The sequence below is a fragment of the Aerococcus kribbianus genome, from assembly GCF_026805545.1.
In the GTDB taxonomy this organism is placed as follows: Bacteria; Bacillota; Bacilli; order Lactobacillales; family Aerococcaceae; genus Aerococcus; species Aerococcus kribbianus.
In genome coordinates this window covers 960,689-974,991 of record NZ_JAPRFR010000001.1, presented here as the reverse complement: position 1 = coordinate 974,991, position 14,303 = coordinate 960,689, and the positions used below count along the sequence as shown (strand labels likewise).

The following is a 14,303-nucleotide window of genomic DNA, read 5'->3' as shown; positions in this document are numbered from 1 at the left end:
CGTCCTTTTGGTTTTTAACCAATTATTCTGTTGAGAGCGATTTTCTATACGACAATACTGTCATAAGTGATTGGTTGGGTGTTTTCCCAGGCTTTGGCGATTTGCAATAGTCGCTCTTCTGATAAAGGACGCCCAAAGAATTGCATTCCGGTTGGCAAGCCATCCTTATCTAAGCCCATTGGCAATGAAATAACCGGTAGTCCCGTCATATTACCAGGGACGGTAAATGGTTGGACAGCCTTAACCACATCAATGGCTTGTTCTGGAAGTTGATCTTCAGAACGGAAGGCTGGGGTTTGTATTGGAATAGTGGGTCCTAAAATGACATCATATTCCTTGAAGGCCTCATTCCAAGCCAAAGCTTGGAGACGTCTTGCTTTTTGAGCTCGAACATATTGTTGACCAGTTACCACTGAACCTGCCATCAGATAAGCGCGAACATCTTTAGCTATATTTTCTGGTTGGTTTTTTAATTCATCAAAATAGTTGGCTCCTGCTTCGGCGATTGGGGTAACTTGACCAGCAAATTGCGTGACTTCAAGTTCAGGCATGTCAAACTCAGTGATTTCAGCGCCTGATTCTTGGAGTTTTTCAAGGGAGTGGTTAAACAAACGAGCAACTTCATCATCTAGGCCTTTTTTATAGTAAGTTGGGATTCCTATTTTTAGACCGTCAATTCCTTTGTCTAGGTTGCGCGTATAGTCAGGGCGGTCAACATCCTTGAGACTATTATGGTCTTGGGGATCGTAACTCGACATAACAGTTAGTAACATAGCCAAGTCTTCAACATGACGCGCCATTGGTCCGGTAGAGTCATGGGTTTCAGAAGTTGGAATATTGTTGGCTGAACTAAGTAAACCGTAAGTTGGTTTGAAACCATAGACGCCATTCATGGCAGCGGGTACTCGTAAAGACCCCCACATGTCGGTGCCGGTTACGATTGGTGCCATTCCTGCTGCTAAGGCTGCACCGGATCCTCCACTTGAGCCACCGACAATATGATTGAGATCAAAAGGATTACGGGTGTGGCCAAAAAATGGATTAAAACCAGCTGAACCAGGACCTAGTGCGTGCATATTTAGCTTACCGAGCATGACACCGCCTGCTTCAATAATATTTTTAACAGGTGTTGAAGTGACATCAGGGATGTAGTCCTTAAATAAACCTGATCCACTAGTTGAGCGAATATCTTCTGTCATATAAGTATCTTTAATGGCAACTGGCATGCCATGTAAATACCCCTTGTAATTGCCAGCTGCAATTTCCTCATCGGCTTGCTTGGCTTGTTCCAGGGCTGATTCATCAGTTACTGTGATAAAAGCTTTTACGTGGTCATCAATGGCATGAATACGATCTAAGAAAGCTTGAGTGACTTCTACAGAAGTAACTTCGCGGTTTTTAATCATCGTCGCTAATTCATGAGCCGGCTTAAAGATTAACTTAGTCATGATCGATTACCTCCATATTATTTCTTAAAAAGATTTTAGTTGACTGGATATTATCAAATTGGTCGAGTTTTTCTTCACCTTCGCTGATAAAATCAAGTATCATTTGGACACGACGAATATCATCGTCATCATACGGGATGTTTTGGGTATCAAAATGGGATTGTAAATACTCTTTAGAATATCTCATTATTTAAAGCATCCTTCCTCGTGATTATTTGTAATACAATATACTAGTTTATTGATTACAAATTAACCCTATCACGAACTAAGAACGTTAGTCTAACAATCCAGGTTATATTTATTTTGCGCCAATTTAAACGATTTAGTGCATAAAGTAACAATCGGCTATTAATTGTATAAAATCATTATTATTAAAATATAATAGTACTTATAAACAAGTTAAAGAATTATGTAATTTGAATTTATAGGGGGTTTTTAGGGTCATTAGAGCAGAAAAAACCGTATAAACGCTAAATTAGCTGGTTTTATTTACGTAGTGTTCGCCTGACTTTACAATGGTAGTTGACAGCTTTTGTTACAAGATAGACACACTGAAACAATTGAAAACCTTGTTTTACAGCGATTCTGTTGTGCGCTATAGTGAAAAACAATCAATAATAAGTGGTATTTTGTCACAAAAGCAGAATTCAGAAAAGAAAACTCGGTAAAAAGGCGAACATAAAGTTACAAAAATATGACAAATTAACGAGCCGATTTCAAGAACCTCGATTTGAATTTCAAAAGGGTTAAGAGGCATTAACAAAGCCCCCTTTTGGGTTACTTCCCTTCTAGGCCTGTGCTAGTATATTGCTTGTGGACGAAACAGGTGTCCAATGAAATTGAAATTAATACTTTACAGGTGCTAAGACCACCAAATGACTTTAAAGGAGTTTTATTTACTAATGAAATTAACTAAGATTTTTGCAACTACTTCAATTGCTTTAGCAGGTTTCCTTGCTTTCAACGAAACTGTTGATGTTGACGCTGCTGAATGGGAAGCACGTACTGTAGAACAAGTACAAGCTGACATGAAAGTAGAAGAAGGCGACGTTGTATCTTACACTGTTCAATCAGGTGATACTTTAGGCGTTATCGCTGCTGCTGCTGATGTTGACCTTAACGCTTTAGCTGCTGCTAACGGTATTGAAGATGCGAACATTATCTTCCCAGGCAACAAATTATCATTCACTGAAGATGCCCAAGGTGAAGTAACAGAAGTCACTGTTTCTGACGCTTCAGGTCATGAAGAAGCTTCTTACCAAGTAAGTGCACAAGCTGCTCCAGCTCAACAACAAACACAAACTAACCAAGCACCAGCTCAACAACAATCTCAAGGTTCTTCACAAGGAACTGCGCAAACTGGTGGCGAAGCGGCTGCTAAAGAATGGATTGCTCAACGCGAATCAGGCGGTTCATACTCAGCGTACAACCCAGCAGGTGGCTACTATGGTCGTTACCAATTAAACCCTAGCTTAGTTTCTTATGGTGCTTCTCCAGCCCAACAAGAAGCTGCTGCTGATGCTTATGTTGCTGGTCGTTACGGCTCATGGACTAACGCCCAATCATTCTGGCAAGCAAATGGTTGGTACTAAGAGCTAGCCAAACTTAAATTTAAATAATTAGTTGAGGATGGGATAGTAATCTCATCCTTTTTTATTGTATGTAAAACTTATTGCTAACCTTGTTTGCTTTTGTTTAAGTGTTTTAACTTTTTAAAAAGACTAAGCAGAAGTCATTGACAGTTGTGAAAAAGGTAATATATAATGAGTAAGCTATTACTTTTATTAAAATCTCTATAGGAGCACCATGACCGCCCAATTAGACGGTTAAGGTCTTAGGGATAGCGCCAGACTTTTATTATAAAGTGACGAGGACTGGGTTGATCGATTTTTCGGCGGGTGACTCAGGGGCTATACGGTCCAAAGTGATGTAACAAACTAAGCAATTAGTGAAAAAGCATGACATGTATGTAGTAGCAAATAAAATGGACAGGTCTTCCAAGGGGAAGGTCTGTCTTAAATTAGGAGGACTACATTTATGTGTGGTATTGTTGGATATATTGGAAATAACTCAGCTAAGGAAGTTTTGCTTAATGGATTAGAACGGTTGGAATACCGGGGCTATGATTCAGCAGGAATTTACTTGCTTAACCAAGATGGTCAATTTGGACAATTATACAAGGAGCAAGGACGAATTGCTGCCTTAAACGATAAGGTTAATGCTGCTGAAACAACAAATATGGGGATTGGTCACACGCGTTGGGCGACTCATGGGGTGCCAAGTGTGTCTAATGCCCACCCTCACCAATCTGCTAGCGGTCGTTTTACTTTAGTACATAACGGCGTTATCGAAAACTACCAAGAATTAAAAGCAGATTACTTGGCAGATGTTGATCTACAAAGTGAAACAGATACCGAAGTGGTTGTCAATGTGATTGAACACTTTGCACAAACAGAAAACTTGGATGGTAAAGAAGCGTTCAAAAAAGCTTTAGCTGTAGTGGAAGGATCTTACGCCTTTGCCTTGATTGATAATCAAACGCCTGACCGTTTATATGCGGCTAAAAACAAGAGTCCATTATTAATTGGTCATGGAGAAGATTTCAATACGATTGTTTCTGATGCTATGGCGTCAATTGATATCACCAACCAATATATTGAAATTCACGATGGTGAAATGGTTACCTTAACCAATGATGAAGTGGTTATTGAAAACCGTGACGGACAAGAAATCAGTCGTGACCCTTATACTGCAGCCTTAGATGCCAATGATCTAGGTAAGGGCACTTACCCTTATTACATGCTCAAAGAAATTGACGAGCAACCAGCAGCTATCCGTCGTATTATTCAAGAATATCAAGATGATCAAGGCCAATTGACTATTGATTCTGAGATTATTGCAGCCATGCAAGCTAGTGACCGAATTTATATTATCGGTGCGGGGACATCAATGCATGCTGGTTTAGTAGGACAAGCCCTTTTTGAACAATTAAATGGTATTCCAGTTGAGGTTCATGTGGCTTCTGAATTCGCTTATAACATGCCGCTGCTAACTGAAAAACCATTCTTTATTTTCCTATCACAATCAGGAGAAACTGCTGACAGCCGGCAAGTGTTGGTTCAAGTCAATGAATTAGGTTATGATTCCCTAACCATTACTAATGTGAAGGGGTCAACCCTGTCTCGGGAAGCTAGCTACACCTTGCTTCTCCATGTGGGACCTGAAATTGCAGTGGCTTCAACTAAGGCCTACACTGGTCAAATTGCAGTAATGGCCGTTTTAGCGGATGTTTTAGCTAATGCCCAAGGAAGAAAACTTGATTTCGATATGGAAACCGAATTGAGTTTGGTGGCCAATGCCATGGAAACAGTTGTGGATGACAAAGACCATCTCCATGAGATTGCCACACAAATCTTTACCGATGTGCGTAACGCCTTCTATATTGGCCGGGGCTTAGACTACTATGTCAGCTGTGAAGCTGCCCTTAAGCTAAAAGAAATTTCTTATATTCAAACAGAAGGTTTTGCTGGTGGGGAATTAAAACACGGTACCATTTCCTTGATTGAGGATGGCACACCTGTTTTAGCTGTCATCAGTCAAAAAGATACCGCAGCCCATACCCGAGGCAACTTAGAAGAAACACGGGCTCGGGGCGCCAATACAGTGGTTATTACCATGGAAGGTATGGAACGCCAAGATGACCAAATTGTTATTCCGGCCGTCCATTCCTTGTTAGCGCCTCTAGTTACTGTAGTACCAACACAATTATTGGCCTACTATGCCTCATTAGATCGTGACTTAGATGTTGATAAACCACGTAACCTTGCTAAGGCAGTTACTGTTGAATAATATAAATAAGAGGGTGTGACAAAAGTCGTTAAGAATAGAAGCCTTGGACCAAAACACGAAAGATGGCTAACGGTCATCTGAGGGATTTTGGGTAAGGCAGTCTGTTCTGACTTTTGGAACCCAACTAGAAGATAAATATTCCGATATTATAAATAGGCTGGGACTTTTTGTCCCAGCCTATATTTTTACTTCTTATTTCGTTTAGAGCTGGCTAGCGGCGCCTTGGTCTAAAATCAAAGTGACATTATCGTGCTTTTTTAGGATGCTCGCTGGAACTTGGTTGCTTAGGGGGCCATTAACAGTTTTGGCGATGGCATCAGCCTTATTGGCACCAAATGCGAGTAAAACAATCTGTTTGGCACTGCTTATAGAAGCTAAGCCCATACTGATGGCTTGAGTAGGCACTTGGCTAGGATCAGTAAAGAAACGGGCATTAGCTTGGATAGTGGAATCAGTGAGTTGAACTAATTGAGTGTGTCCGTCCATAGGGGCACCCGGCTCATTGAATCCAATATGGCCATTTTCTCCAATGCCAAGAATTTGTAAATCGATCGGATGTGCTTGGATGATTTGGTCATAACGGGCAAGTTCACCAGGAAGATCATCAGTGGCACCATCAGGCAGATAAGATTTTTTGAAGGGTTTCTTATTGAATAGGTGGTCAGCCATGAATTGGTGGTAGGATTGCGGATGGTCGCTGTTTAAACCATAATACTCATCTAAATTAATTGATACGCACTCAGAAAAATCGATATCAGAAGCTACTAACTGGTCATAAACAGGAATCGGTGTTGATCCAGTGGCTAAGCCAAATACCTCAGCGCCTTGATCAATCGCTGCTTGAAAAATTTTTACCGTATAGCTAGCCGCATCTACTTGCTTGTCGAAGATTTTAATATCCATAATTCTCCCTCTTTTTTGCCTTAAGTATACCTTAAATCATCAAATTTTGCCATGGCAGCTTGCTTTAGCTAGACGAATCCAATGATTTCCGCTATAATTATCAAGTGATAAAATTTATCAATTGATAAGGAGTGAAGTAATGTTTCTAGCGTTAAAGGAAATCCAGCATTCAAAGTGGCGTTATGTTCTAGTAGCGGGTCTTTTATTTTTGGTGGCTTATTTGGTGTTTTTCTTAACCGGATTGGCTTATGGTTTGGCCCAATCCAACCGATCTGCGATTGACAAGTGGCAAGCCGATGAAATTATTTTATCAGAAGGGGTGTCTAACCGAGTTACTATGTCGCATTTGTCTGAAGAGGCACTAGACCAAGTGTCTGCTGAGGAAAAGGCACCGATTGGCATTCAAATGGCCTTATTTACCCCACCAGCTGACCAAGAAGAAGCTGTTAGTGGACAATTGTTTGGGATTGAAAAGGATAATTTTCTGATGCCGAATATTATTGAAGGGCGTCCTTTTGAAGATAAAAATGAAGTGGTGGTCGATCAATCATTAGCAGAAGAGTATGGTTTTGCTCTTGGTGATACTTTGGCTTTTGAACAAAGTGATGACCAGCTAACCATTGTTGGTTTCACTGACCAGGCACAGATGAGTGTCCAGCCAGTGATTTACATGGCTCTAGCTGATTATAAAAATTTAGAAATAATGGGTGGCGGCCAGGGCAATGATAAGCCACTATCAGCCATCGTGGTGAGAGGGAGTGCCCAAACTGATTCTAATGACTTACAAGTTGTGGCTATTTCTGATTTTATTAATGACCTACCCGGTTATTCAGCTCAGAATATGACCTTTTTATTGATGATTGGCTTCTTGATAGTTATTTCTGCTATTGTTATTGCCATTTTTATTTATGTATTGACCTTACAGAAAACTGAAACCTTTGGCGTGATGAAGGCGCAAGGGATTCCAGCGCGCTATATTATTGGCTCGGTGATTGGACAAACCTTCCTCTTATCAACTTGTGGGGTGGTATTAGGTTTACTGGTGACTTACTTATCTTCCTTAGTCTTGCCAGCACAGATGCCATACCTGAATAATTGGCTTTTCTTTTCCGTTATTGCGGTAATGATGGTGGTTGTGGCCATGCTGGGTGGTTTGTTCTCGGCAAAAACGATCACTGATATTGATCCTTTAGATGCAATTAGTTAGGAGATGGAGCATATGACAGCAATCGAATTTACTAATGTGAGCAAGAATTTTACTAGTGGTCATAAAGAAATCCAAGCCTTAAAAGATAATTCCTTCACCATAGAAGCGGGCGAATTTGTGGCAATTTTAGGGCCATCTGGGTCTGGAAAATCCACCCTATTAACCATTGCAGGGGGACTTCAGAAGCCCTCAAGTGGTCAGGTGATTATTAGTGGTCAAGACATTAGCCAATTATCTAATGCTGACCTAGCAAAATTACGTTTAGAAGAAATTGGGTTTATTCTCCAAGCCAGTAATTTAGTTCCTTATTTAACTGTTGCTGACCAATTTGTTCTGTTTGATAAGGTGAAAAAATCCGACAATAGCCAGTATCGTGATCAGTTATTAGAACAATTGGGCATTGCTGATTTGGCTGATAAGTACCCAGAAGATTTATCAGGTGGAGAACAACAGAGGGTGGCTATTGCCAAGGCCCTGTACAATGATCCTACTCTAATTTTGGCAGATGAACCCACTGCTAGTTTAGACACTGACCGAGCCTATGAAGTGGTGGATATTCTCGCCCAAGAAGCCAAAGATAAACAAAAGGCTATTGTGATGGTTACCCATGATAAGCGGATGATAAAAAAATGTGATAGAATTTTAGAAATGCATGATGGGGTTGTTGAAGAAGTTTAAGCATAAGGAGTTGGTATCATGGGGCAAAGCTATAATGTTGATACAGAGGCACGGATTTTGGAGTGCGCTAGTCGGATGTTTATGACCCAAGGCTATAAGGCGACTTCAACTCGAGCTATAGCCCAGGAAATTGGCATGACCCAACCCAATCTCTATCATTATTATAAGAATAAAGAGAGTCTCTACCAAGGCGTTATGGCCTATCAACTAGATTTGTTGAACCAAGAGCTGCAAGTTATTTTAGACTGCTATCAAGGCGATATGACAAAAAGTCTTTATGACTTGTCGCTTACCCTTTTAACCTATCAATCGATGGATTATATGATGATGCAGCATGATATGACACATATGGTATCTGATGAGATTCGTCAAAGTCTTCGCCAACTGTGGCAAGAGAAGATGTTAGCCCCAATTTGTCAACTTTTTGCCAAGGCAGATGAGGTCATTCGACCTGACTTTACGGCCGAAGAATTAGGTTCGTTGTATCTTAGTCTGATGTTTGCTGCCATGAAGGTCTATCCTCATTTGTCAGCGACGCAACTGGCGAAGAAATTTGTTACGATTTTCTTACAAGGGGTTGTGGCTTAAGGACTTCTAGTGTGTCTTTTTGTGGAATTCCTTTTGTTTGGTAAGATAAGCTTAGAAAAGTTTGGTGTACTAAAACTAGTCAAACACTAAAAGTGGATTAAATTAATGGAGGTGCCTTATGGATTTAGGTTTACAAGGAAAAGTAGCCATTGTTACAGGAGCGAGTAAGGGAATTGGCTTACAAACGGCTCAAACATTGGCTCAAGAAGGGGCTAATGTAGTGATTTGTGCCCGACGCGAAGAGCGTTTGCAAACAGCTGTAGAGGAGATTAAGGAAGCAACGGGTAAAGAGGTTCACTACGTCGTGTGTGATGTCACTGATGATGAAGCTGTTAAGAATGTTGTCACTAAGACAGTCGAACATTTCGATGGCATTGATATTTTAGTTAATAATGCTGGAACTTCATCAGCTAATCCTTTTATGACGGTTGATGATGACTTATGGCAAGGGGATTTGGACCTTAAACTTTTTGGTGCGATCCGTTTTATTAAGGCTGCTTTACCTTATTTGCAGGCTGCTGACCAGGGAGCGATTGTTAATGTGACAGCTGTAGGTGGTCGGACGCCAGGAGCAGCAAGTTTCCCAACTTCAGTGAGTCGGGCTGCAGGTCAAGCTTTGACTAAGGGATTAAGCAAGGAACTGGGACCAGATAATATTCGGGTCAACACCGTTTGCATGGGTCTTATTCGTAGTGAACAAATTGAGAAACGTTGGCAAAAGGAAGCGCCGGATAAAACTTGGGAGGAATTTTCACAAAGCTTTACTGACATTCCTTTAGGTCGGATTGGTCAAACCCAAGAGGCTGCCAATACGATTACCTTCTTAGTTTCTCAAGCGGCATCTTACTTAACTGGTGTGGCCATTAATATCGATGGTGGGTCAGCCGCAGTTCTTTAATAACTAGATAAAATATCAGTGGTTATGACATTTCTCGAAAAATAGATAATTGAAAATTAAGCGATTTTAAGGCTCTTCATCAAATTAATTTGATGAAGAGTTTTAATTTGTGCGCCAAAATTTTGAGTAAATAATTAGAATTAAAAACCATGTATGCCTCGATTTATCATACATGGTAAATGTGTTTTATTCTTTAATTGTTAGAGTGGAGCTTAGCTTACGAGACTTTTGTCTTTATCAACTTGCTAGGCTCTTAATTTTTACCAATAAGAATTTTTAGGTCGACTTGGATATGGCTCAGCTTTTGGGCAGCAGCCAGTTGCTCAGCGTCAGCATGCCAAGTTAGAGGGGTCATTTTAAGTAAGGCATCGCGACTACTACTATTGAGTGTGAAATCACGCTGGTAATCAATGGCATCGACCTGATTAAATTCCGTTTGAAACCGACTCATTGTCGTTTGTGAATCCTGTTTTTGCTTGTCAGCTGATAGGACACAAGCACGTAATTCTGCAAGGTAATTTGGTCCGGGAATAACTTTGATGAGATAGCCTCCTGTTTTTAAGACGCGTTTGACTTCATTATAATTGGAGGGGGATAAGATGGTTAGGGCCAAGTCGACACTATTATCTGCCAAGGGAATATGACCCAGGTCTGCCACTGTCCATAAGGCTTGATAATGGTGCTTAGCAGCAATTTGGATACCGTCTTTTGCCAAGTCAAAGCCCATGGCAGCAAAATTGTCTTGGGGATAGGCGGATTGATAAGCCTGTAAAAATTGGTCGAAATGACTCCCCTCACCGGTCCCTAAGTCGATAATATGGCAGGAATTATGGGCTTGATAATGGTGTTTATCTAATAAAGCTAGTATGTCTTGGTAGATTCCTTGATAAAATTCGTGTTGGGCCATGAGTTGGTAGCGAGCTACGAAAAGGTCTTTATGATAGTGCTTTTCTTGGTGTTGAGGGGCAAGGTTTAAATACCCGCTCTTGGCTAGGTCGAAACTATGACCTTGGGGACAGCTGACTTGTTGACCAGTCCAAGCTAATTTTTCCTGACAATGGGGACAAGTTAAGTCGTCTTGCCAGTCTTCTAGTCTTTGGATAGCAGTTTGGCGTTTAGATAACATGGACTTCCTCCTTTGTATAGAGTATATCATGAGACTTGTTTGGCTGTTGGCTAGCAAATACTTTCAAAATAAATTAAGGCTTTGCTATACTAATAGTGTGTTAGGAGGCACTTACTATGATACAAAAGAAACGCATTTATGATCAATACCTAGCTGACTCAGATGGCAAACGTATCTTGGTGGATCGTTTATGGCCTAGAGGTGTCAAAAAATCAGACGCGCATGTTGATGATTGGGCTAAGGCTCTGGCTCCTTCTAATGGTTTGCGTAAGGCTTGGCACCAGGGGGATATTGATTATTCTCGTTTTGCCCAAGATTATCAAAAGGAATTATCCGAATCTGATGATGCACAAGCTTATTGTCAAAAATTACTGGATTGGGAAAGCCAAGGAACAGTAACCTTGCTATATGCGGCTAAAAATCAAGAAGAAAACCATGTATTAGTTTTAATGGATTATTTAGACCAATTTAATAAGGAGACGGAAAAATAATGAGGAAACAACGACTCTTGCATTCAGCGATAATTGGCGGCTTAATGGCTGCCTTATTTGTCGTTTTTTCATTATTTTTTGCTAATGCCTCTTTCCAAGCGATATTGGCGAATTCGGTTTTTGTGGAAACGGGAACCTACTATCCTTTACTGTTTTTAGGTGCATGGTTGGCCTTCTCAGTAATGACTTATCATTATTTCTTGATTGATTTTCGTTTACCAGGACCTAAGAGTTTCAAAGCAACCCTATATGTAGTGAGTCAATTATTAATTCTGCTCCTCTATGTATCGGAACCCTTACCGCATCGGGTAGACTTGGATTGGTTAGTCAATCCTTTGAAATTGGTTATTTTATTTATGGTTCAAGGCAAGTTAATCCAATCCCTACTGGCTAGGGAGCGGTTGATGTACCGTCCTAAGCCTTTTTTCTATCCTAGGGGCATTTTAGTTTATATGCTAACTTTTACCCTGTTTCGAATGCTCACTTATTGGGGCTTGGATGGCTACCAAGCTAGCCATGATATGTTTGGGATTTCTTTAATGTGGACCTTGTCTATGGGACTGGCTATTGGTTTATCTTTTTCAACGATACAGCGCTATCTCTTACGCCAAGATCAAAAAGGCAAGAGCCAAGCCTTTGCCTTAAGCTTTTTTGCTAGTTATAGTATCGCTTACCATGCTTATATGTTGCTCACTTATCAGCTGTCCTGGTGGGATATGGTGTCAAGGTGTGCTTTAGACGTTTTTGCTGTTTGGTTGGCAACGTGGATAATCCTCTATTTCCAAATCAATGAACGCCAAGAAATCACCCCATATTCTGTTGATGGAAAAGCATAAAAAAGGATGAGATGAAATGCGGGAGCTCTGAGCTGTTGGACTAAAGTTGTTTGGATAGAAGAAACCTATCCAAACAACTTTAGGAAACAGTCGAAGGAGCTGCATTTCAGAACTCAACTAATAGGATGAGAGGAAAAACGGTTAGCTCCATTTTCAGAAAATACTGGTAGGGCTGCATTTCAGAGCCCGACTGTAAGGGTGCGATGAAAAGCGGTAGGACGGAATCGTTGGACCAAAAGATTGAAGATAGCAATTAGCTATCAAAAGCTTTTGGGAAACGCATGTCAGTCCTGCATTTCAGAACTCGACTAAACAGGGTGCGACAAAAGTCGTTAAGAACAGAAGCCTTGGACTAAAACGTGAAAGATGGCAAACGGCCATCAGAGAGTTTTAGGAAAGGCAGTCTGTTCTGACTTTTGGAACCCGACTAGAAGATAAATGTTCATATATATGAAGAGGCCAGGACTTTTGTCCTGGCCTCTCTCTTTTTTTACTGGCAATCCTAGCCCAAAAATTTAACTGAATGACACCATTACTGGTTTGAGTCAATGGTTTACTAATGGAAACGATTAGATAATTTTATGAAAGGTGGCTACTCAGCCATTCATTCAAGTTTTTGGGACGGTCGCTTAAAGAATTGCCATGACGACAAAGTTAATTAAGAATAGAGCAGAAGCACCCCAAATAATTGGATGAACTTCTTTGCTCTCACCGTTCACTGTTTTAACAATACAGTAGAAGATGAAACCAGCAGCGATCCCATAAGAAATTGAATAAGCGTAAGCCATAAATACTGAAGCAAAGAAGGCAGGTACGGCTTCAGTAAAGTCGGACCAGTCAATTTCTTGGACAGAAGACATCATCATAATACCAACAATGATTAGGGCTGGTGCCGTTGCCGCTCCTGGTACTAAGCTAATAAATGGTGATAAGAAGATACAAGCGGCAAAACAAATAGCAACCACTGTAGAAGTTAATCCAGTTCGACCACCATTTCCAATTCCAACAGTTGATTCGGCAAAAACAGTGGTATTAGATGTACCAAAAATGGCTCCTAGTGAAGTACCCACAACATCTCCGAATAAGGCCTTGTCCAATTTAGTGTTCATCATCCCTGCTTTAGACATGTTTTTAATGTCTGCTTCTGAGAAGATACCAGATGACCGGCCTGTTCCGATAAAGGTACCGATTGTATCAAAAACATCGGATAAGGAGAAGGCGAAGATAGTCATGATTACTAAGGGGAGACGAGCAGGATCAGAGAAGAGTGATAGCATCCCTTCTTGACCAAAAGCCGCTCCAAAGGTTGTACCCAAGTCAGCAAAGGAAGCACCCAATCCGGATTGGTCAAAATTCAAGGTGCTTAAGACATCCGGATTAATGATGACATTAATCACACTTATTGCAATAATTCCGATTAAAATGGCGCCCTTGACTCCGCGAAGCATTAAAATAATAGTTAAAATTAAACCTGCTAAAGCCAGTAATGACGTTTGGTCAGTGAAAGACGTGATGCCTGGAACAGCGCCTCCTGTAGAGATAATGGTATTGATCCCACCTTCATAAAGGGACTGACTAGCGTCAAAGGCTTGGCCATTAATTGAAGCAATGCTACCAGGATCAGAGGTAAAGGTAATGAATCCGGCGTTTTTAATTCCGATATAGGCGACGAACATCCCAATCCCAGTAGAAATCGCATGTTGTAGGCTAACAGGGATAGCTGCAATAATAAGTTGGCGGAAACGCGTCACAGTGATGACAATGTTGAATAAGCCACAGATGAAGACCATAGCGAGAGCTTCTTGCCAAGTAAAGCCTAGGCTAAAACAAACAGTATAGGTAAAGAAGGCATTCAATCCCATCCCTGGCGCTAGAGCATAAGGGACATTAGCGAATAAGCCAATAAATAAAGTAGCCAATGCTGATGAAATGAGCGTAGCTAGGAAAACACCTTGGTAAGGCATTCCCGTTTCAGACAAAATAGCTGGGTTAACAAAAATGATATAAGACATAGCGAAGAAAGTGGATAATCCCGCAATAATTTCTGTAGAAACGGATGACCCCTCTTCTTGCACATGGAAGAATTCGGCAAGCTTAGACATGAATAAATCTCCTTTTCAATAATTTACCTCCTTATTATACGGCATTCTATAAGGAAATCAAGATTAAATACGAATAATTTTTGCATTCATAAAAATTAATGTTCGTGTTTAGCGGTTTGTTTTACCCTTAGTTAGCCAATAATTCGTTTTTACAGCTGATTTTTAATCGCTTTCACT

Annotated in this window: 13 protein-coding genes; 8 read left to right on the top strand and 5 right to left on the bottom strand. The window is 40.7% G+C overall.

Translation table 11 applies throughout. The features are described from left to right. Positions 1-44: 44 nt before the first annotated feature. Together OW157_RS04540 and OW157_RS04535 are read right to left on the bottom strand one after the other, a co-directional pair. Positions 45-1,448 (bottom strand): amidase, encoded by a 1,404-nt coding sequence (locus OW157_RS04540; RefSeq protein WP_268752148.1) that lies wholly within the window; start codon positions 1,446-1,448, stop codon positions 45-47. Then, positions 1,441-1,635, bottom strand: coding sequence for a hypothetical protein (locus OW157_RS04535; protein WP_268752147.1), 195 nt, complete (start codon positions 1,633-1,635; stop codon positions 1,441-1,443). Before OW157_RS04535 ends, OW157_RS04540 begins: the two co-directional genes overlap by 8 nt. Before the next feature lie 715 nt (positions 1,636-2,350). On the opposite strand from OW157_RS04535, the gene OW157_RS04530 reads away from it, so the two are divergent. Beyond that, complete coding sequence (locus OW157_RS04530) at positions 2,351-3,040, top strand: LysM peptidoglycan-binding domain-containing protein (protein ID WP_268752146.1); 690 nt, start codon at positions 2,351-2,353, stop codon at positions 3,038-3,040. Between the two features lie 445 nt (positions 3,041-3,485). Then, on the top strand, positions 3,486-5,297 hold the full coding sequence (glmS, locus tag OW157_RS04525; RefSeq protein ID WP_268752145.1) for a glutamine--fructose-6-phosphate transaminase (isomerizing): 1,812 nt from the start codon (positions 3,486-3,488) through the stop codon (positions 5,295-5,297). A gap of 201 nt (positions 5,298-5,498) precedes the next feature. Here glmS and OW157_RS04520 read toward each other — a convergent pair whose 3' ends face one another. Next, positions 5,499-6,200, bottom strand: a complete 702-nt coding sequence (locus OW157_RS04520; protein WP_268752144.1) for a glucosamine-6-phosphate deaminase — start codon at positions 6,198-6,200, stop codon at positions 5,499-5,501. Positions 6,201-6,339: 139 nt separating this feature from the next. Here OW157_RS04520 and OW157_RS04515 point away from each other — a divergent pair, with 139 nt between their 5' ends. The 4 genes from OW157_RS04515 to OW157_RS04500 all read left to right on the top strand — a co-directional run bounded on the left by OW157_RS04515 (position 6,340) and on the right by OW157_RS04500 (position 9,571). Beyond that, on the top strand, positions 6,340-7,407 hold the full coding sequence (locus tag OW157_RS04515) for an ABC transporter permease (RefSeq protein ID WP_268752143.1): 1,068 nt from the start codon (positions 6,340-6,342) through the stop codon (positions 7,405-7,407). Between the two features lie 12 nt (positions 7,408-7,419). After that, complete coding sequence (locus OW157_RS04510; protein WP_268752142.1) at positions 7,420-8,085, top strand: ABC transporter ATP-binding protein; 666 nt, start codon at positions 7,420-7,422, stop codon at positions 8,083-8,085. A gap of 18 nt (positions 8,086-8,103) precedes the next feature. Beyond that, positions 8,104-8,673, top strand: coding sequence for a TetR/AcrR family transcriptional regulator (locus OW157_RS04505; protein WP_268752141.1), 570 nt, complete (start codon positions 8,104-8,106; stop codon positions 8,671-8,673). 118 nt (positions 8,674-8,791) lie between these two features. Continuing rightward, the gene (locus OW157_RS04500) at positions 8,792-9,571 is read left to right on the top strand and encodes an SDR family NAD(P)-dependent oxidoreductase (protein ID WP_268752140.1); all 780 of its coding nucleotides are present in this window, start codon (positions 8,792-8,794) and stop codon (positions 9,569-9,571) included. Positions 9,572-9,824: 253 nt separating this feature from the next. Here OW157_RS04500 and OW157_RS04495 read toward each other — a convergent pair whose 3' ends face one another. Then, positions 9,825-10,697, bottom strand: a complete 873-nt coding sequence (locus OW157_RS04495; protein WP_268752139.1) for a putative RNA methyltransferase — start codon at positions 10,695-10,697, stop codon at positions 9,825-9,827. A 116-nt stretch (positions 10,698-10,813) separates the two neighbouring features. On the opposite strand from OW157_RS04495, the gene OW157_RS04490 reads away from it, so the two are divergent. Continuing rightward, a complete protein-coding gene (locus tag OW157_RS04490) occupies positions 10,814-11,188 on the top strand; it encodes a DUF488 domain-containing protein (protein ID WP_268752138.1) in 375 nt (124 codons plus the stop codon). Beyond that, positions 11,188-12,024 (top strand): hypothetical protein, encoded by an 837-nt coding sequence (locus tag OW157_RS04485; protein WP_268752137.1) that lies wholly within the window; start codon positions 11,188-11,190, stop codon positions 12,022-12,024. The genes OW157_RS04490 and OW157_RS04485 overlap by 1 nt, the downstream gene beginning before the upstream one ends. Before the next feature lie 629 nt (positions 12,025-12,653). Here OW157_RS04485 and OW157_RS04480 read toward each other — a convergent pair. Then, positions 12,654-14,126 carry an NCS2 family permease gene (locus tag OW157_RS04480; protein ID WP_268752136.1) on the bottom strand — a complete coding sequence of 491 codons (1,473 nt, stop codon included), beginning with the start codon at positions 14,124-14,126 and terminating at the stop codon, positions 12,654-12,656. Between the last annotated feature and the right edge of the window lie 177 nt (positions 14,127-14,303).

What these genes read in the sequence shown, in the direction of transcription:
- OW157_RS04540 (WP_268752148.1), bottom strand. Translation starts at nt 1,448, where the DNA reads ATGACTAAGTTAATCTTTAAGCCGGCTCATGAATTAGCGACGATGATT.
- OW157_RS04535 (WP_268752147.1), bottom strand. Translation starts at nt 1,635, where the DNA reads ATGAGATATTCTAAAGAGTATTTACAATCCCATTTTGATACCCAAAAC.
- OW157_RS04530 (WP_268752146.1), top strand. Translation starts at nt 2,351, where the DNA reads ATGAAATTAACTAAGATTTTTGCAACTACTTCAATTGCTTTAGCAGGT.
- glmS (WP_268752145.1), top strand. Translation starts at nt 3,486, where the DNA reads ATGTGTGGTATTGTTGGATATATTGGAAATAACTCAGCTAAGGAAGTT.
- OW157_RS04520 (WP_268752144.1), bottom strand. Translation starts at nt 6,200, where the DNA reads ATGGATATTAAAATCTTCGACAAGCAAGTAGATGCGGCTAGCTATACG.
- OW157_RS04515 (WP_268752143.1), top strand. Translation starts at nt 6,340, where the DNA reads ATGTTTCTAGCGTTAAAGGAAATCCAGCATTCAAAGTGGCGTTATGTT.
- OW157_RS04510 (WP_268752142.1), top strand. Translation starts at nt 7,420, where the DNA reads ATGACAGCAATCGAATTTACTAATGTGAGCAAGAATTTTACTAGTGGT.
- OW157_RS04505 (WP_268752141.1), top strand. Translation starts at nt 8,104, where the DNA reads ATGGGGCAAAGCTATAATGTTGATACAGAGGCACGGATTTTGGAGTGC.
- OW157_RS04500 (WP_268752140.1), top strand. Translation starts at nt 8,792, where the DNA reads ATGGATTTAGGTTTACAAGGAAAAGTAGCCATTGTTACAGGAGCGAGT.
- OW157_RS04495 (WP_268752139.1), bottom strand. Translation starts at nt 10,697, where the DNA reads ATGTTATCTAAACGCCAAACTGCTATCCAAAGACTAGAAGACTGGCAA.
- OW157_RS04490 (WP_268752138.1), top strand. Translation starts at nt 10,814, where the DNA reads ATGATACAAAAGAAACGCATTTATGATCAATACCTAGCTGACTCAGAT.
- OW157_RS04485 (WP_268752137.1), top strand. Translation starts at nt 11,188, where the DNA reads ATGAGGAAACAACGACTCTTGCATTCAGCGATAATTGGCGGCTTAATG.
- OW157_RS04480 (WP_268752136.1), bottom strand. Translation starts at nt 14,126, where the DNA reads ATGTCTAAGCTTGCCGAATTCTTCCATGTGCAAGAAGAGGGGTCATCC.